Annotated in this window: 17 protein-coding genes; 14 read left to right on the top strand and 3 right to left on the bottom strand. The window is 40.1% G+C overall.

Going from position 1 to position 18,650, the window contains the following annotated elements; all coding sequences use genetic code 11:
• Positions 1 to 3: 3 nt before the first annotated feature.
• The gene (locus tag ACRD67_RS08665; RefSeq protein ID WP_430966736.1) at positions 4 to 1,674 is read right to left on the bottom strand and encodes a histidine kinase; all 1,671 of its coding nucleotides are present in this window, start codon (positions 1,672 to 1,674) and stop codon (positions 4 to 6) included.
• A 185-nt stretch (positions 1,675 to 1,859) separates the two neighbouring features.
• On the opposite strand from ACRD67_RS08665, the gene ACRD67_RS08670 reads away from it, so the two are divergent.
• Positions 1,860 to 3,854 (top strand): serine hydrolase domain-containing protein, encoded by a 1,995-nt coding sequence (locus tag ACRD67_RS08670; RefSeq protein WP_430966737.1) that lies wholly within the window; start codon positions 1,860 to 1,862, stop codon positions 3,852 to 3,854.
• A 152-nt stretch (positions 3,855 to 4,006) separates the two neighbouring features.
• On the opposite strand, the gene ACRD67_RS08675 is transcribed toward ACRD67_RS08670, so the two are convergent.
• A complete protein-coding gene (locus ACRD67_RS08675; protein WP_430966738.1) occupies positions 4,007 to 4,558 on the bottom strand; it encodes a hypothetical protein in 552 nt (183 codons plus the stop codon).
• Positions 4,559 to 4,610: 52 nt separating this feature from the next.
• Here ACRD67_RS08675 and ACRD67_RS08680 point away from each other — a divergent pair, with 52 nt between their 5' ends.
• The 12 genes from ACRD67_RS08680 (at position 4,611) to ACRD67_RS08735 (ending at position 15,693) form a co-directional block, all read left to right on the top strand.
• Complete coding sequence (locus tag ACRD67_RS08680) at positions 4,611 to 4,883, top strand: hypothetical protein (RefSeq protein WP_430966739.1); 273 nt, start codon at positions 4,611 to 4,613, stop codon at positions 4,881 to 4,883.
• Between the two features lie 118 nt (positions 4,884 to 5,001).
• Positions 5,002 to 5,226 carry a hypothetical protein gene (locus ACRD67_RS08685; protein ID WP_430966740.1) on the top strand — a complete coding sequence of 75 codons (225 nt, stop codon included), beginning with the start codon at positions 5,002 to 5,004 and terminating at the stop codon, positions 5,224 to 5,226.
• A 122-nt stretch (positions 5,227 to 5,348) separates the two neighbouring features.
• Positions 5,349 to 6,185, top strand: coding sequence for a LytR/AlgR family response regulator transcription factor (locus ACRD67_RS08690; RefSeq protein ID WP_430966741.1), 837 nt, complete (start codon positions 5,349 to 5,351; stop codon positions 6,183 to 6,185).
• 125 nt (positions 6,186 to 6,310) lie between these two features.
• Positions 6,311 to 6,973, top strand: coding sequence for a CPBP family intramembrane glutamic endopeptidase (locus ACRD67_RS08695; RefSeq protein WP_430966742.1), 663 nt, complete (start codon positions 6,311 to 6,313; stop codon positions 6,971 to 6,973).
• A gap of 203 nt (positions 6,974 to 7,176) precedes the next feature.
• On the top strand, positions 7,177 to 7,770 hold the full coding sequence (locus tag ACRD67_RS08700) for a hypothetical protein (RefSeq protein WP_430966743.1): 594 nt from the start codon (positions 7,177 to 7,179) through the stop codon (positions 7,768 to 7,770).
• A gap of 110 nt (positions 7,771 to 7,880) precedes the next feature.
• Complete coding sequence (locus ACRD67_RS08705; RefSeq protein WP_430966744.1) at positions 7,881 to 8,861, top strand: DUF4198 domain-containing protein; 981 nt, start codon at positions 7,881 to 7,883, stop codon at positions 8,859 to 8,861.
• Positions 8,862 to 8,863: 2 nt separating this feature from the next.
• Positions 8,864 to 9,532 (top strand): HupE/UreJ family protein, encoded by a 669-nt coding sequence (locus tag ACRD67_RS08710; protein WP_430966745.1) that lies wholly within the window; start codon positions 8,864 to 8,866, stop codon positions 9,530 to 9,532.
• A gap of 268 nt (positions 9,533 to 9,800) precedes the next feature.
• The gene (locus ACRD67_RS08715) at positions 9,801 to 10,868 is read left to right on the top strand and encodes a serine hydrolase domain-containing protein (RefSeq protein WP_430966746.1); all 1,068 of its coding nucleotides are present in this window, start codon (positions 9,801 to 9,803) and stop codon (positions 10,866 to 10,868) included.
• 216 nt (positions 10,869 to 11,084) lie between these two features.
• Positions 11,085 to 12,176, top strand: a complete 1,092-nt coding sequence (locus ACRD67_RS08720) for a sensor histidine kinase (protein WP_430966747.1) — start codon at positions 11,085 to 11,087, stop codon at positions 12,174 to 12,176.
• The gene (locus ACRD67_RS08725; protein ID WP_430966748.1) at positions 12,157 to 12,912 is read left to right on the top strand and encodes a LytR/AlgR family response regulator transcription factor; all 756 of its coding nucleotides are present in this window, start codon (positions 12,157 to 12,159) and stop codon (positions 12,910 to 12,912) included. The genes ACRD67_RS08720 and ACRD67_RS08725 overlap by 20 nt, the downstream gene beginning before the upstream one ends.
• A gap of 122 nt (positions 12,913 to 13,034) precedes the next feature.
• A complete protein-coding gene (locus ACRD67_RS08730) occupies positions 13,035 to 14,687 on the top strand; it encodes a tetratricopeptide repeat protein (RefSeq protein WP_430966749.1) in 1,653 nt (550 codons plus the stop codon).
• A 208-nt stretch (positions 14,688 to 14,895) separates the two neighbouring features.
• Complete coding sequence (locus tag ACRD67_RS08735; RefSeq protein WP_430966750.1) at positions 14,896 to 15,693, top strand: hypothetical protein; 798 nt, start codon at positions 14,896 to 14,898, stop codon at positions 15,691 to 15,693.
• 388 nt (positions 15,694 to 16,081) lie between these two features.
• On the opposite strand, the gene ACRD67_RS08740 is transcribed toward ACRD67_RS08735, so the two are convergent.
• Complete coding sequence (locus ACRD67_RS08740; RefSeq protein ID WP_430966751.1) at positions 16,082 to 17,485, bottom strand: alpha/beta hydrolase family protein; 1,404 nt, start codon at positions 17,483 to 17,485, stop codon at positions 16,082 to 16,084.
• A 411-nt stretch (positions 17,486 to 17,896) separates the two neighbouring features.
• Here ACRD67_RS08740 and ACRD67_RS08745 point away from each other — a divergent pair, with 411 nt between their 5' ends.
• Positions 17,897 to 18,331: a LytR/AlgR family response regulator transcription factor gene (locus tag ACRD67_RS08745; protein ID WP_430967156.1), complete on the top strand. Its 435-nt coding sequence runs from the start codon at positions 17,897 to 17,899 to the stop codon at positions 18,329 to 18,331.
• The last annotated feature ends 319 nt before the right edge of the window (positions 18,332 to 18,650 follow it).

Below are 18,650 nucleotides of genomic sequence, written 5' to 3' on the forward strand. Positions count from 1 at the left end.
CTCCTAGGAATATATTTTTATGGTATTTCTCCAACCGTGATCCGCCGGTTCCGAGGTAAAATCCCATTGCCCGTGATAACTCTCCGTCAACCGGGCTTTTATGTATTTTAAGCCTGTACCTTCTTTTTTTGTTTCTTTTCCCAAACCTGCTGCAAACGTTAAAAAGGTATAACACTTGTAATCACTGTTCGCTTCAAAACTAAGTGTAAACCGGATACTGTTATCCTCCAAGGGCAAGCTGTGCGTAATGCCGTTTTCCAATAAGGTGTGAAGAATTCCGGGCGGTATTTTTTCTTTAAGATCGATACCTTCTTCTTGCAGGGAATAGTTGATTTCTTTGCGGTATTCCATAATTTCAAGATGCGTACGGCAAAGCGCTATTTCCTGGGCGATGGGAATCAGGGTTTTGTTTTCTATCTGATTAAAGAGGTCAAATTCCTTGGCCAAGGCTTCTATGAACAAAACGCCCTTCTTAGGTGCTTCTTCTACCCAATCTATCAATGAGGTCAGGGTGTTCATTAGAAAATGGGGTTGAATGTTCTTTTTTAACAATTCCAGCCGCAGGCGCGTGGATTGCACCAGAGAAGTTTCATAAGCCAGGCGTTGTTCCTTGATCCGGAGCGATAGCAAATAAAACATACCCAAAAGAATAAGGCTGAAACCTGCGAACAGGCTTTTGTTAAAGGGAGTGACAAAACCTATGGGGACGGACAGTAGGAGTGTCAACAGTACTAGACGGGCGCCTTTCATCCTTTTATAGACCCCGAACACCACAATCCCAAAGGAAAACAACCACATGCTCAGGACCATATTATTGGCGGTCAGTTCAAAGACATATCTTGATAGGAAAAAGAACAATAGCACCCCTGCGAAAAGGGTCAGCAGCAATTTTCGTTTGGGGAAGGGAAACTGCATGGAAAAATAGAACGGGATCAAAAAAGAAATACCGAGCATCAGACTGCCTATGATCCGTAAGCGTACAATATGCATACTGTAATGGATGGGCATATAGGCTTTACTGAACTCTGCCAATATCAGAATAAAAAAGAGAAAACAGCTAATGCTGAAAATCAGTGTTGCATACTCCTTTTTATCACTTAGAAAGAGCAATAGAAAATAGAAAGAAGCGATAAGAAAGGCTCCTGCAAAGAGGTGCATATAGGAAGATTCAATGAGTCGATCCTTCAATAGATCGTCGTAATGGTCCATCTTTAGTCCCCATATTCCGGAATGGTCCGGGAAATGATAAAGACTTGAGCGTATGGCCAGAACATGTTGGCCCGCTTCGGTCAGGTGGGTAGGAATACTAAAAGTGGCCCACATTTTACCTTCGGGCGGTAGCACCGCTTCCTGACCTGGATTCCCATTTTTCCCGATCAACACCCCATCCCAAAAAACTTCATACTCCCCATAAACATCCAGCTGTATTCCATAGGGATGTAAGGGCCCGGGGGCCTTTAAAATAGCAATTGGGGTCCGAAACCAGTAAATCTGACCACCCGCTACAATAGGTTTTCCCTTTTCCCAGTCCCGATCATCCAGGTCTTTGGCCGCCCATTCCTGTTGGTCCCCGATCCGGGATACCGTCTCATATTGCTCGAAAACAGGACTTTGGGAACAAGATGCCACAAGCAACAATAGGAATAGGGGACAGGGCAAAGATCTCAAGCACATTTTTAGCGGTATTACCGATCTAAGATAACCATTATGGATGGCTTCTTGGAGTCGTTCATTAGGATATAGAGCAGTTGACAAAATATAGATTGGACAACTGGAAATCAAGAAGCAAGTTTGTAAAACAAAACGAACAGATCCATCTGATCCAGATGCCTTTTTTGTCCATTTAAAAATGAAAAACGATGAAAAACAAAACAGGAGGACTACTTTTAATTCTTGTTATGCTAACCATGGGCGGCTTTGCCCAACAAAGTGATAAGCACGCACCGGAGGCCACGGCCGCCGAAACCGCGCTATCCTTCAGGGATATTCCTTATCTGAAAGAAGCCTTTATCGATATAGCCCCGAGGGATGGAAAAGACGGTATTCCTGTTGGTGAACTTGGCATGGATGGTGGCAATAAAGCGATGGTGCTTACCCTGGCGCAGGAGATTGCCGACGGTAAACACGGTAAGTTCGATAGCTTTCTTATTGCCCACAAGGGCAAGCTCCTCTTTGAATCCTATTATGCACGTGGCCGCATGGATCTGCCCCATCCACAAGCATCAGCGACCAAAGCCTATACCGGCCTGGCGCTGGGCCGCGCCATCCAGTTGGGGTATCTGTCCATGGCCGATCTGGACAAGCCGTTGGTCAGCTTTCTCAAAGACCTGGACCCTACAAAATTTGCGGAGGGTGTAGAAAAGATTACGTTGCACCAGGCGATGACCATGCGTTCCGGTATCCGTATCAGCAAAGAACAGGAAGAAGAATTCGAAAAAGATCCAAGCCGGGTAAAAGGGCAAGGACAGGTTCAGGCCTACCTGGAGCATACTGCGCCCATTACCTCAGCATCCCAAAGTTTTTTATATCAAAACGATCCCATTTTTGTGATGCAGGTCATTGAGGCGGTTGTACCCGGATCGGCAAAAGACTTTATCAAAAATGAACTCCTCGACAAAATGGGCATCACCAATTATGGTTGGCGGACTGAGCTTAGCGGCCTGCCAACTGCGGGATGGGGATCGAGCATGACATCGCGTTCTATGGTCAAGTGGGGCACCTTGGTTGCGAACAAAGGCAAATGGAAGGGCGAACAGTTGGTTCCGGAAGCCTTTATCACCAAAACAACCAGTAGCATCCTCTATACTGGCGATGATGATGTCTACGGCGGCGGCAAGGATGTCTCTAAGCAGGGGTACGGGTATTACTGGTGGAGCGCCGATTTGAAAGTTGGCAATAAAAGCTATTTCGCCGCATCTGCCCAGGGCGGTGGCGGCCAGTATATCATTCTGATCGAGGAGCTTGATCTGATGGTCGTGGTCACTGCCCATGATAACGATAACAGTACCCTGCAGATAACGGCAGAGCGGATCTTGCCGGCTTTTATTCAAAATGCTGTTCCGACCATGGGCGGAAAAAGTGATGGCCAAGATAAATTCCCGCCCCTTGAAGGCCTTTATTTTGGGCTAAAGCCCCCGGGCAGTAAAGCGGAACCGCTTGTACCTCTCTCCCAAAAAGGCTGGGAGTTGGGAGGTGTGCACGCTCCGGACATGGAAGAGTTTTATTTGATCTCCACTCTTGAGTCACCCTTTCGCCCGCTCGTTGTGAGCTTTCGTAGGGAAAACCGCGTCTGGAAGAAATACGATTTTTATTATTCGGGTGGCCATATGATGTACTCAAAAGATAAATATATAGAACGAACCGCCTCTGGTTGGTCGGCCATAAAAAGTCTTGGTGCTCCGTTCGAGGACATAGGCATCATGCGCCTTACGGCTTCATCAAAAGGAACCTTGGTTTTTGACGAAAGGGGGACAAATGGAAATGGGGTTCTCCGATATTCACGACTGGTAAATGGCAAGCGTGAAGCACCAAAAGAATTCGGTAAAGAAATCAATACGGGAAAATGGACGGCCCATCCCTTTATTGCTCCAGATGAGTCCTACCTTATTTGGGATAGTGAAAGAGAAGGCGGATATGGTGATAGTGATATGTATATCAGCTTTCGACAGCAAGATGGCTCATGGGGACCTGCCATTAACTTTGGGGATAAGATAAACACCGATGGCGAGGACGGTGGGGGATACGTGACACCAGACGGGAAATATCTTTCCTATTGCCCCCGTTGTGACCCCCCTTATGATAGAATGTGGATGGATGCGCAGATCATTGAGACGCTTAGGTCCAAACAACGCTAGGTTTATAGGACTTTTCAAAAAATAGGTATTCATCATTACGTCTTTCGATAATCCTTGAGGAAAAATAGCTTACCCCGGTTCTGATGCATTCTTCATCTACTTCAAAGCGGGGCGACCCATATAAGGGAATAACACTTTGTTTTTCATATGTATTAGAAATGCCAGCCTAACTTTACGGATATTTCAGGTATAAATAACGGAGTTTCAAAAGTGCTTTGATCTACACTCACTTCTTTATCACCTGCAATCCTAAGATGTCCCGCCACCCAAGGGTTCAAATAAAAATTCTTATGAAATTTCCACACATATCCTCCGCCAAGAGTGAATATCGTATTGTTATATTCTGTGGTTTCCAGTTTTGCATCGGTCTGTATACTGGCATCCCAATACTCTAAGCCAGGTCCTATCCACCAACCTTTAAAGTCAGGTTTAAAAAAGTAATCTACAATAGCTGCATAAACCTTCATTTCATTATTGGTAAAACCATCTTCTAAGATAAAGTCCGGTGTATCTATTTTTGTGATTACCGCCCTATATCTAAAATGATTGTGACCAACCCAGAGCGAACCATAATATCCTTGGAATATATATGGCACCGCATCCAATTCAAACCCGATAGCTGTTTTTCTTGTTCGGTTTTCGGTGCCCTGACCGTACGTAACCACCAAAAAGAAAAAAGAAAAAAGGAATGTTAGCGTTCTCATGATTTTCAAGTTTTTTCATTCCCAAAAGTATTCTTGAAAACTATCGTATACAATGATACATATCAGTCTATTATGTGATTTTCTTAATGTGCAGGTTTTGATTTGCATCTTTAGTAAAACCTTTGGGAGCGTTCATGAAAATGGCCGACTTGATGAAGCAAATGTTCTAGAAGCATATCAAGTTTCTGAATTACTTGTTATCTTGAGGTTGCAGGAATTGTTTAAAGACACTTACACTGGAGTATCAGCGTTGTGGAGCAATATTCCAATGTTCGTAACTGCGCATGATTACGATATCATTTATAAAGTTCAAAAAAAGGATTAATTGACAGGGTGAAGATTTCGAACAAAATGAGTGATTTACCCAAAGGAGAATTAAAAAGATTTGAATAAATTTAAATTACCGCCAACAATTGACAGTGATAACTTAAATACTTTAACGAATGGAAAAAGCTTTGATAGTAACAATAGTAATAGCAATATTTTTGGTGTTGAGCTTACTTTTTAATAAAATTCTTAAAGGATATGTCAAAGAATCATTTGGTAAAAAGTGGTTGAGTGTTTGGGGGAACAAAGTCTATTTCTGGCAAAGTTTAGTATTTGTCAGCCTTGCTGGTACCGCTTTGATAGTGTATCTCTTAAAGTGGACCAATGTTTTAATTTTCTAGTGGTCTAGGGAAAGTGCCGCAAGATCCTTCTTCCAATGAATGGCAACCAACATTCTTGGCAAAAATTCTATGGAGAAATTATTCTTTACTTTGGCATCTGACAAAAACAGAGCTTCTAATTCATGAGTACTACACAACCAACCAAGGATAGCGTAAAAACAACAAGGTATACCTTTATCAATAGTTCTGCATGGCGTTGGTTTCAGATAGTAATTGTATTGACAATTCTATCTTTAGTGGTCAATCATTTAGCATCACGCGATAGTTTTCCAGATAGTGAATCGTATAGTTTTCCCATTGTAGGGTTTCTGGCGTCCATTATTTTATCCACTTTCATTGGAATCATAGCGCATCTTAATTTTAAGTTCTACAAGAGGAAGTATTTTTCCAAAAAAGTAGAAACTGTTACTATTGCACGGTTTCTGGCTTCTACTTTAGGATATATTACCATCATGTATATTCCTGTAAATATTATTTTGAATATAATTGCAGGCGGACAAACCATATTCTATTATATGCTTGTAGGTTTGTTACTTACTTTATTACTGAGTTTAATTGGTGTCATATTGGTTTATGCACGCGATATTTACAACTTGTATGCAGTATCGATAAAGAGCGCTGAAATCACGATCGAAAGTGGTGCAAAAACAACCAGGCTTACTTATGAGGATATTGCATGCTTTTATAGCGAAAATAAAATTGTATACGCTGTTCAAAATTATGGCAAGACAATTAACACCGATTTTACATTGAATGAGCTAGAAGAAAAAATAAACGATCAATTGTTTTTTAGGGCCAATCGGAAAATTATCATTCACAAAGATGCCGTGGACCAAATTGAAAAGATTGAAAATGGCAAGTTGCGTATTCGGTTAAAAGCTTCCGTTGAAAACGATGCAATTGCTGAAATCAATATCAGTCGTTACAAGCGAAAAGCATTTATGAATTGGTTTCAATAAAAGATGCCAAAAACGACCGACTATTCAGTTGTAAATTCACGACCATTCAGTAAAAATAGTAGTGTTTAAAGGGATTTTCAAAGATTTTGTTCATTATTTCGCTTAGAATTTAAAATCAAAGAAAAATGAACAAACTAAGCTTACGACAAACCTTAATCCCATTAATTACCATTGCCATCATCTGCTTTTTATGGTTTGGACCAATCCGTATTGGCTACATAGAAAATGTCGTTATTTCTATATTGATCATTATAACGAATTACATAGAATACAAAGGAAAACCATTTTCAGCACTTGGTTTTCAACGTGAAAAATTCACATTCAAAAACATAGTCGTACTCGCCCCATTAGTTGCACTAGGGCTCTTTGTTTTTTATGTCTTTGTATTGGTTCCTGGAATTACAAAACTCACAGGAGTTCCAATAGATTATTCAAATTTTGATCAATTGAAAGGAAATCTTCCAGCCTGTTTGGTTGCTTTATTAATAGTTTGGGCTTCTGCGGGATTTGGAGAAGAAATTATCTTTCGCGGTTATTTCATGCGACAATTTGTAAAATTCTTTGGAGAAAGCAAAGTCAGTATTGTGCTTAATATTCTACTACTTGCTTGCTTTTTTGGCTTTATGCATAGTTATCAAGGAATCACAGGGCAGCTTGTTGCAGGGACAGTCGGAGCAATTTTGGCCCTGATATTCTACTTGCGTAAATACGATTTGTGGTTTGTTGTTGCTGTGCACGGTTTTTTTGACACCATTGCTTTAATCTGTGTTTACTTTGGTTTGGTGTAACGATGCCAAGTAATCAGACTTACCCATTGAATTTACGCAATAAAATACGTCTACATTTCTTTATATTTGAGTTTTCCCTTACTTTAAAAACAAAAAATAACGGCTTAAAAAACGTCCATAAAAAAAGACGTAATTTTCATACACAAGACCTTTACAAAGTTCAATTAAACGAAACCACAACAAAGGCAAAAAAATTCAAATAAGTGTTTGACAGACTATTCAAAAAAGAAAAATCAAGGCAACTCCAGCTTGGAGACTGGGTGAATTCGTATTCAAAAGGAATTTACCGGATTGAAACCATTATCGACCAATTTTATGATGAGAGTTATCCAGCACTTGGAGCAAATAAAATTGGTGACCGAATAAAGCACCGAACAATCGTTACAAAAAGATTTCTGAATTCAAAATTCAAAAAATCCATTAGCTATGAAAGTTGTAGTGAGGCTTTTGTTTCAAAATTGGACAAAAGTCAATATGCCAAACTTCAAAAAGTAATGGAACAAAATCCAAGATTGTTGGAAGAACTCAACAATTACGAAATTCCAACAAGAAAAACAATCTATAATATGGAGCTACAAATCGACCAAGAGTCGGATTTGAAAAAGGTAAACGCACTTATTGCCTTCATAAAAACGGGGAAAAGTTTTCTGGAAATTCAAACGGAAATGCAGCAAGCCGACATCTTAAAGCTTAAACCAAAGCATTTTGGAAATTATTGGTTCCAATTGTTCAACTTCAATGACGAGTATTTGAATAAAAAGAAAATTTGGCGGGATGCAGAACTGACCAAAAAATAACTGCAGGCAGTATGGCCCTGAGAAATTATACACAGCCTTCTCAAATTTTCTATTCAATACAGAACCCCTACCTTATTTTGCTCGTATATTTGATATCAAATTTTCTATGTATGCGTAAACTCTTTTTACTACTACTCCTTGTTTTACTATGCAGTCACGACCTGTATATAAAAATGGAAAACTATTTCTTGCAGCCCCATCAAGAGGCAAGCTTAAGCCTATACAATGGGACTTTTGAAAAGAGCGAGAATACCATCGCCCGGGATCGCATACTGGACGCTTCGGTTGTCGCTCAGGGCCAAAGAAGGGCCATCGATCCGGAACAATGGAAAGACCAGGACAGCACCATTACGCAATTGACTTTTACCACGGGTGAAGCGGGAACCTATGTGGCAGGCGTCTCGACCAAAGCAAGAAACATAGCACTCACCGCTGAAAATTTTAACAGCTATCTGGAACACGATGGTGTTTTGGATATGCTGGAACAACGGAAGAGGGATAGCGTATTGGATAAGGATGCGGTAGAGCGTTATGAAAAACACGTGAAAGCCATCTATCAGGTAGGTGAAACCAAAACAAACGACTGGAGTACGGTATTGGGCTATCCCATTGAGTTTGTCCCACAAGCAAATCCGTATGAAAAATATAGTGGCGAAACCTTGGAAGTACAGCTATTGCTGGATGGTAAACCCCTGTCCAACCAACTGGTCCAAGCCGACTATCTAAAAGGTTCCCACGCCCATGATCATGCACACGCTGATGGTGAGCATTCCCACAACTCGGAAAAAGCGGAATCACATACACATACCAGCGGTCAACAATTACGTTCCAATGACCAAGGTGTGGTCGTGGTAGATCTACCTGAAGACGGTATCTATTACCTACGGACCATTCATATGGCCAGGGTTACCGATAGCGATGAATTGACCCATTGGTCTAAATGGGCGACGCTTACTTTTGAGGTGGGCCACAAGCATGGTCCTGACACGCACACGCATGATCACGAACATCATGTTCCTACCTGGGTCTTTATAGTAGGCAGTTTACTGGTCATAGGATTGTTGTTCCTGATTTTTAGAAAAAAGAACTAAGGATGGGCTCACGTTTAAGACAGGCACTGCCGCTTTTGTTGTTGTTCGTTCCACTTTTAGGGTTGGCCCATGGTGTTACCAGTGCCGATCAGGAGCTATTACGCAACGGCGGTTTGTGGGCCTATGTTCAAGTAGGCGCAACACACATGCTCACGGGCTATGACCACCTGCTTTTTCTGACGGGTGTTATATTCTACCTGAACAGCTTTATCGACATCCTAAAGTTTATCACCGTATTTACCATAGGACACTGTATAACCCTGATAGGCGCCACCTATGCCGGGATTACTGCGGATGAACATTTGGTGGATGCGGTGATCGCCTTAAGTGTTTTGTACAAGGGATTTGAAAATTTGGGCGGATTTGAAAAGTTCAAGGTAAAATCGCCCCATTTGCTGCTCATGGTCGGTCTTTTCGGATTGATTCACGGCTTTGGACTTTCCACACGATTGCAGTCCTTTGATATGGGTAAGGAGCAAGTTTTGGCAAAAATCCTGTGTTTTAACCTAGGGGTGGAAGTGGGCCAGGTGTTGGCATTGATTCCCATTGTTTTTATCATTACACTTTCAAGAAAACACAAACAGTTCCCAGCATTTTACAAAGCAGTGAATTGGTACCTGGTATTGGCGGGGATAGGTTTGTTTGCCTATCAAATGTACGGTTACCTATGATATAGCCGAACTATTACTGCATCATGCCAAATAGCGCATCAATGCGCTATTCCGGGAATTTCTTGGAATCGACCATAACCCTCCCTCGTTTCATTTCGGCAGGCAGGTGTATGGGAAGGCTTTTGAATTATATACCCAATCAAGCAAACAAAAATCAATTCATGCATTATATATCACAGTTGGGTAATCCACAATCTATTTTTATTGCAATTTGAAATATATTTGTGCGATAAATTGAGGACAGCAGAATTTAGCATCGTATAGATTGATGAAAACTACCACCACAAAAAAGAATAAAGCAAAACAAATTTTCAGAATAGTATTATTCGTTGGGACGTTTATTTCCTTATGGTTTGTACCTTGGATTTTAGTAAAGGCATGGTTAATACCACTACCGGACAAAGTTCAGGAGCAGGTGGATCAGTCATTAAGTTATGGTTTTGATGGTGTTATCGTATATGTAGATGAATCTGGAAAACCACCAGCATTCTATGCAAGTGGTTATCATAACCGAGAACAGAAAATACCTGCCAACCCAAAGGCATTGTTCAAAATAGCCAGTATAAGTAAGTTATATGATGCTGTAGCCATCGTTAAATTGGTCAATGACAAGCGTTTGTCTTTGGACAAAACACTTGCGGATTACTTTCCAGAATTAAAAGGGAGGATCGAGAATGCCGAAAGTATTACCTTACGAATGATCGTGCAACATAGAAGTGGTATACCTAATTTTACGGATGCACCGAATTTTTGGAATAATCCTACGCAATCAATGGAAGCGGCTCTAGACTTAATTCTTGATTTACCGGCAAATTTTGATCCGAATGCAGACTACGAATATTCCAACACCAATTATTTGTTGCTATCTATGCTTATTGAAAAGGTTACAGGTCAACCTAAATTTCAGTTTATAAAAGAAGTCATATTAAATCCTCTTGGGCTTAAAAACACTTATGGCTCCATTGAGGAGATAAATACGGACGATTTAATGAGTGGCTATTATGTAGGTGTTGAAGAAGATATAAAAACAACGGACTATGGCTCTATGATTGCAACAGCAGAAGATGTAGGTATCTTTTTAAGAGCTTTAAATGATGGTTCATTGCTTAATGAAAAAGAAATGGAAATGTACGCTTCACTCTATGAATTTAATCATGGCGGACTGATTCCAGGTTACCAAAGTATGGCAGAATACCATAAAGATATTGATGCCGTTGTAATTCAATTTATGAATACAACTGATTTTGAAGGCTATAACTGGAACTTGTTACAAATAACACATAGTCGTGTGGTTAAAATTTTACGTAAAGCAAAAGAATCCGTAAAACGGAAATAATAGCTCTTTCCCTTATTAAAAGGCTTTGACATACGCGTTGGATTACATTAGCCAGTGACTGCGTGGAACCGTATTCACAACAATTCAGAAACATATTACGACGCTTCAAAGTATTATGGTTTCATTTTTTTGTCGATCCCAAGATATTTGAACGGCTGACAACAGCTCATTTTTTTTGGTTTGCATGCCATCCAAATAATTCCGTTATTCACATTTATGCCGCTGTTCAACAAAAAGAAACGTATACAATATTTAGGGTTCGATGATCTATGGTATTCCATCATTGCCATTCTCGTCTTAAGTTTTATTACGAACTTTCTTTTTAATAATCCCAGTGAACGTAACACTTTGGATCTAAAATTAATTGGATGGAGTGTGGCCCTATTTTTTACCATTTGCGATTGGAGCATTATACGTAGTATCTTAATTTTCCTTAGAAAGAAATACCCCGACTTTAAGGATGACAAAAAGCGCATCGGTATCCTTATACCCGCTATTTTTGGTACCATAGTAATGGTAGATCTCTTTGTGGGTTGGTTGTCAAGTACGCTTGTCAACCTATTGTCCGATTATAACTCGCGTCACATAACACGCTTAAAAGAACTTATTCCGATTACCATAATCACCATTATGGTCATGGCAATTTATGAGGTGATTTATTCGTACGTACGGTTAAGAAAATCGATACGGGAAGAGGAGCAAGCAAAACAGGTAATGATACAGGCCCAGTTGGACACCTTGAGAAACCAGGCACAACCCCATTTTTTGTTCAACAGCCTAAACACCTTACGCGATATTATTGACCAGGACACCAAGGAAGATGCCAAGGATTTTGTAGATAGTTTGTCTGGCGTATATCGTTTTATTATCGAGTCTGGCAGTTCAAATTTAATTTCCTTGGAAAAAGAGTTGACATTTGCCAAAGCCTATATCCATATTCAATCAGAAAGATTTGGGGACAACTTAAAGCTGAACTGGAACATTCCCGAAGATAAACTCTTGTTGATGATAGTACCTATGAGCTTACAGCTTTTACTGGAAAATGCCATAAAGCACAACATCGTTTCCAAAGCCAAACCTTTGTTCATCACCGTGGCCATTAAAGACGACACCTTGGTGGTGGGCAACAAGATTCAAGCAAAATCGACCCAAACACCATCCACAAAAATTGGATTGAGGAATATTGAAAAACGATATCAGCTTATATCAAGTAAAACGCCTGTTATCGATAATGACGGGGAGTATTTTACAGTTTCCCTTCCATTATTAAATCATCAAAAGAAGAGTCATGAAAATACTGATCGTTGAAGATGAACCCCGTGCTGCAAGTCAATTACAAAACTTATTGAACAAAAGCGTTTTTGATTTTGAATTACTGGCCATTATCGATTCCGTTGAAGATACTGTTTCATGGTTTGGAAAAAATATGGCCCCGGATCTAGTGTTCATGGACATTCAACTGGCAGACGGCCTAAGTTTTGAGATTTTTCAGAAAATAGAGGTAACCGCACCCATTATTTTCACTACGGCCTTTGACCAATACGCCATCCAGGCATTTAAAGTGAACAGTATCGACTATTTGTTAAAGCCCATTAAACAAAACGACCTAGATGCCGCATTGAACAAATTCTCAAAATCCAAAAGCCTATCGAATCCCATAGGACCGAATATTTTAAAAGAACTTTTAAGCAGTATCCAGACCCCGCAAAAACGCTCGGGAATATTGGTAAAAGAGGGGAGTGGCTTTGTACAGATAAGGGTATCGGAGCTTTTATATATCTATTCGCAGGACAGTATCACTTTTGGCGTTACCCATAACAAACGCTACATCATAGATGAGACCATGGACCAATTGTTCGGTTCCTTGGATGACACCAAGTTTTACAGGATCAATAGGGGCCAGATCATCTCCAAAATTTCAGTTCAGAAAATAGAACCCTATTTCAATCATCGCGTAAAGTTATCGCTGTCAAATCCCCGTGACCAAGAATTTATTGTAAGCAGGCAAAAAACCAGCGATTTTAAAGACTGGATGAACAAATAGGAAGTCTGCGATGTTTCAAGCAACAATTCCTACGTTTCAACACAAAGCACTACTCTTGGGAACGGATTAAGACCATATTTGCGATGTAATAAATAATCAAATTCGGATTAAAAAACAACATCATGAAAAATGCACTTATCATCCTCAATCTATTATTCTTCCTTCATTCATCGGCACAGAACACCCTAAGCGCAACGGAATGGCAAGACGACCTTCGTTTTATTCAAAACACCGTACACAAAGACTATTCGTTTCTTTTTGTAAAAACAACAAAACAAGATTTTGACGACCAGGTGGAAGCACTCTATAATGCCATCCCCAACCTAAAAGAACATGAGATCCGTGTGGGATTGGCACGCATCGTATCCCTATTTAAGTACGGCCATACACAAATTACGTACGGCACAACGGCCAAAAGCGGAATGCTACCCATCAATCTCTATCATTTTAGCGATGGTATATATATTGAAGGAGTCCACAAGGACCAAAAAAAGGCTTTGGGCGCAAAAGTCTTGAAGATAGGTGATACTTCCATAGACAAGGCTTTGGAGTTAATTTATCCTGTAGTTCCTGTAGAAAACGGGCAATACTTTAAAGCCTATGGCCTACGATTTTTAACGTCGCCAGAGGTATTACATGCGCAAGGCGTTATCCCAGAACTTTCAGAGACCGTTACGTTCACTTTGGAAAAGGAGGGAAGGGTCTTTGAACATGTGTTTGGCACCATCAATATTGAAGATAAACCAAGAGCCTTCAATTTCACTTTACCGACAGGGGAGTGGTCAACAGCACGGAATACCGGGACAACCCCTTTGTATTTAAAACATTTGGAAGATAAACGGTATTATTTTGAATATTTGGAAGACCTAAAGACCATCTATGTTAGACAAAGCTCCGTATTTAATGATGACAACGAAACACTTGAGCAGTTTTATGACCGACTGTTCCAATTTATTGATACGAACCCCATAGAAAAGTTGGTCTATGATGTCCGCCTTAACGGTGGTGGCAATAATTACAACAATCTTCCCTTGATAAAGGGCATAATGGCACGACCAAAAATCAATAAAAAGGGCAGTTTCTATTTCATTATTGGTCGTGATACGTTTTCGGCCTGTCAAAATTTGACCAATGAGATCAGCAGGTATACAGAGGCCATTTTGGTCGGGGAGCCGACTTCGGAAAATGTCAATTTTTATGGCGATTCGAAACCCGTGGTATTACCGAACAGCAAGATCACGGCCTATTTGTCCTATTTATGGTGGCAGGATATGCCCGCTTTGGAAAATGCGGATTGGACAGCGCCCAGCATCCCCGTTACCATGAGTTTTGATGAATACACAACCAATCAAGACCCTGTATTGGAGGCCGCATTGAATTTTAACGCTGCGGATTTTGAACCCAGGCCCATGGACTATATAACCAAGTTATATGTAACCGGACAAACACAAAAATTAGGGGAAGAACTTCCTAAAATGATACAAGATCCACGGTATGCTTTTTGTGATTTTGAAACAGAATTGAACAAAAAGGGAAACCTTTTATTGCAAAGTGGTCGTGCACCGGAAGTTCAGGCTTCCGTTCAGGTATTTTCCATGATCGCACAACTGTTCCCGAATTCCGCAATCACCTATAAAAATCTAGGGGAGGCGTACACCGTGTTAAAAGACACCCATAAGGCAAAGGAAGTGCTCGAAAAGGCCATTGCTTTGGATACCCATGGAAAAATTGGCAAAGCTGCAAGAGAGATGGTATTGGAGATGGACAAGTTGTAGCTTGCGAACATAAAATAACTTGGCCGTAAAACGGCTGTGGAATGATTGTAGCTATAGCTCTAAAAGGACTATAGCTACAATGGCTTCAAACCGGCGACATGCGGATGGCGACTTGCGGATAACGGAGGAGGGGACTGGGAAAAACAGGGCAGGAATGCTACCTATATTATGAATATAGTTTTATATTGGTAAGAGAGAAATATAAAAAATGTTCCGAACCAAAACCATATTCATAGCCGTTCTTCTTTATATCGGTTTCATATATCTACAAGCGGAACACTACCCACACATAGCAAGCTGGCCAAAATGGATGGTAGTTTTAGGTTGTTTGGTGGCGGCATATCTCTTGCAAATTCCGACTGGTCCGGTGTTGCAAAAAGGATCCCCTAAAAAAGACGGGGAAGAATCCAAAGATAGCGGGGACACGGAAGACAAGGAAGCCCAGACCATTGCTCCTTCAGCCAATCCGTTTAGAGCTGATTATGAAACTGTTCCCCCACCATTTGATTCGGACAGCGCCTATGTCAGATTGATGCGAAGAACACAACAGGAAATAGGACATGGCATTTTGATACGGGTGGGGTTCCTGGTTCCCATGCACGGGGAGCAAGTGTCGTTGTCCAAATTTTTAAAGCACTTCCAGATAGTCATGCCCCTTGTAGAAGCAGCCAATGCTATTCGGCCATTTTCGGAAGACGAGCTATATACCAACACCCTGGGTAGTGAAGTGCTCTTTACGGATCGCACATTTTATATCACATCGGAACCGCCCATCTTTCTCGATCTTGAATCTATTGATACCCTAACCTATACATTTAAATTTTGGTCAAAAGATAGTATTGATATCACTTTAACCGATGGTACTGTTTTGAGCCATGAAGTGAAAACAGGCACAGGCACTCAAAATGATTTGGAAAAAGGCCTAAAATTTGCTCTGGATAAAGAGGGCATTGCCTATTTAAGGAAGACAACTGCTGAGGGCATTGCTAAAAATAATGCCCTTTAATAGGGCTGGTTGTGATACTGTGTCAACACGTTTTCCAAGCCTACGACACGCCCTCTGGAGCTTGTGCCTCCGCTATCCACATGCGGACGATGATATGTAGATAGTGTTTATGCATCATGATTAACAAGTATTACAAAACATTGATATAAGCGCGACAATGCGATAGAACTGCATCTTTTATTGTGGCTAACCACCAAAAATAGTTGTCTAGTTTGCTGCAGATTAATTGACACCATCGTACTGTCTATGTAATTTAGCGTAGTTCAATGAAACAATCAACCTCCAAGGTCTTGCTCAAAAAAACTCATTGTTCAAACGAGTCATTTGGAACACACTATTTCTGTTAGTTTGAGCAATATTATTTGCAAAGCCTGTATGGACATTGGCACTATTGTTCATATAAGCTTTTCATCCAATTCCGGACATCTTGCAATGGCTTTTCCGCACCAATTAAGTCGTTTTCTATCTTTCGTTGCCCCCCATAACCATGAAGTGCAGATTTATGAGAATCAAAAATCTCAAAACTATGATCCGTTGAAGGATAGACATTCATTTGAGCAAATCCCATATTTACGCTGTTTACGGCATTGACCAATAATCTTGACGCTTCTATTGATTCATATTGGTCATATTCTCCTATGAGCACCAATGCACGTGCACCACTTTCAATCCAAGCTCGGGCAAAATCATGTTTTTGTGCCTGCTGGTGAAACTCAATCGGCCTACCGTAATGTTTTGATTCACTATTATGGGAAATCAGATTGTCCCAAACATCTTTCATTGTTGGATGTAACTCGAATATTTTATCAAGAGGCATGGCTTTAATGAGATAGTAATGAAAGAATTCAGTAATTTTTTTAATATCCCTGTCGATTTCAATTATTGATTGATCCAAAAGTTCCCTTTGCAGTCTTTCAAACATTAACATACGTTCAAACCATGTCGAAGCACCACCTGCGCGTACAAAAATACCCTTAACATTTTCACCCTTGGCAACAAGGGGGGCCATAAATGAACCAACACTTTCACCATCGATAAAAATATTGGTGGTATCTACTTTTGGGTGTTGTTTTAGCAATTTCAAAGCTTTCTTTTGATAGGCAATTGTTTCATCAAAATCCAGTTCGGAACAGTGGCCCATACTGTCTCCACATCCGGGTTTGTCCACCCTGAGCACAATTGCACCTGTAGTCTGCACAATTCCCCTTATAAAGTTGACCCACCCCCTTTGATACTTCAATGGAACCTCTGTACTGCTGCAAGTTGTCCAATCAGAAACCAGAACAGCGGGCAACTTCCCTTGTGCCTTTTCAGGAATTGTTAAAATTGTTCTAAGCTCAATATCATCATCTGTAAACAACGAACCGTAAATTGTTGTTACTCCACTTAAGTCTTCCAATGCTGAAGAAAGTGGAACAAAGGAAATGACAAGTTCCTTTTCGTCTCGTACAATCCGAATGTTAGTGCTTTTCTCTCCTGGGAGGTTGTTCAATAGTTCTGACCCTAATATGCCTGTATTGAAGTTTTGTCCATTAATGGATAAAATGATATCTCCTTCCTTTAATCCAGCCAGCGCAGCCGGCGACCCAGGCTGTAATTTTACGACCTTTATCTGTTTGGCATCATACAAAAGTCTACCATCAGCTGAAGCCACTTTAAACCCCAATTCTGCATGTCTAGGCAAACTACCTTCTCTGAAAGAGTTGGCATAGACGTCCCATATCTTTTGTTCCTGGGCATTAAAAATTAGCGGCGCCACTAGAAGCGAAAAAAGTATTCTGTAGTGAGTCATGTTCTTTTTTTGGTCTAATATGATAAAAATGTTGATTGAAAATATTGATTCTATATTATTAGGACCAATAGCTATGTGAATTGCGTATATTTCAGGATAGGAGATAATGAAATGAAGAAAGACAAGTACATATTTGGCTCTCGAATCCTAACACATATTTTGTTTTGGGTGGTTTACTATGTTTTGTTCAGCTTAATCTGGGCAAAAGAAAATCAATATTATGAGAGTTTTGGGTTGGAATTTTTTCTGCTACCTATTCGCATCTCAGCATCCTATTTTGTAATGTATTATCTCATGCCTCGGTTATTATTTAAGGGCAAGGAGGTAGAATTCATAGTTAAATACCTTATCACTATTGTTGTTAGTGGACTATTGCAAAGGATATTTACACATTTTTACTACGAAGCACTGATGTTAAAGACAACTACTGAACTGTTTACAGTTCAATCCATAGTTAAATCCATCATTCGAATAAATAGCACGGTTTTGCTTTTGTCCGCTCTTAAGGTTTTTAAACACTGGAAATCTGATAGGGAAATCTTTCGAAAACAAGAGCAAAGGCACATATATATCAGAGCAAATAATCGAAACTATAGAATAGTTACTGCCGATATATTATATGCGGAAGGATTGGGAAACCACGTAATATTCTACATGAAGAAAGAAAAAAAATTGATTAGTTACATGTCCTTGAAACAAGCAGAAGAACAATTACCAGAAAATTTTACACGGTCTCATAAATCATTTCTAATCAACAAAGATGAAGTTGAGTCCTATAATTCCGAGACAGTCGAAATAGGTGGTCGGATATTACCTATAAGTAGATCTTTTCAACTTGACCTCTAGAGTACAGGTTATTTATCTTAAAAGAGAGGCTCCAGTTGGATGATCCATGGTTTCGAGGCTTACAATTAATAACACCCGAACCTAAAATGGAATCGGAATAGCCTAGATTAGGGAATTATAGTTATCAAAAGAATAATGTAAACGACTTGGCAACCTAGAAAATTTTCGTCCCAAATAGATAAAATTCTAGAATGGTCAGCGTCTTTATGAGCTTTTATATACTCTTCTTCCAATTCCTATAATAAATCTTCTTGGTTTTCCGCTGTTAGACTTTTATCTGTGCACGATAATACAAATCCTATTATTGAAATTGATAAAA

This window comes from Eudoraea algarum, assembly GCF_050589645.1.
GTDB lineage: Bacteria > Bacteroidota > Bacteroidia > Flavobacteriales > Flavobacteriaceae > JBNGOQ01.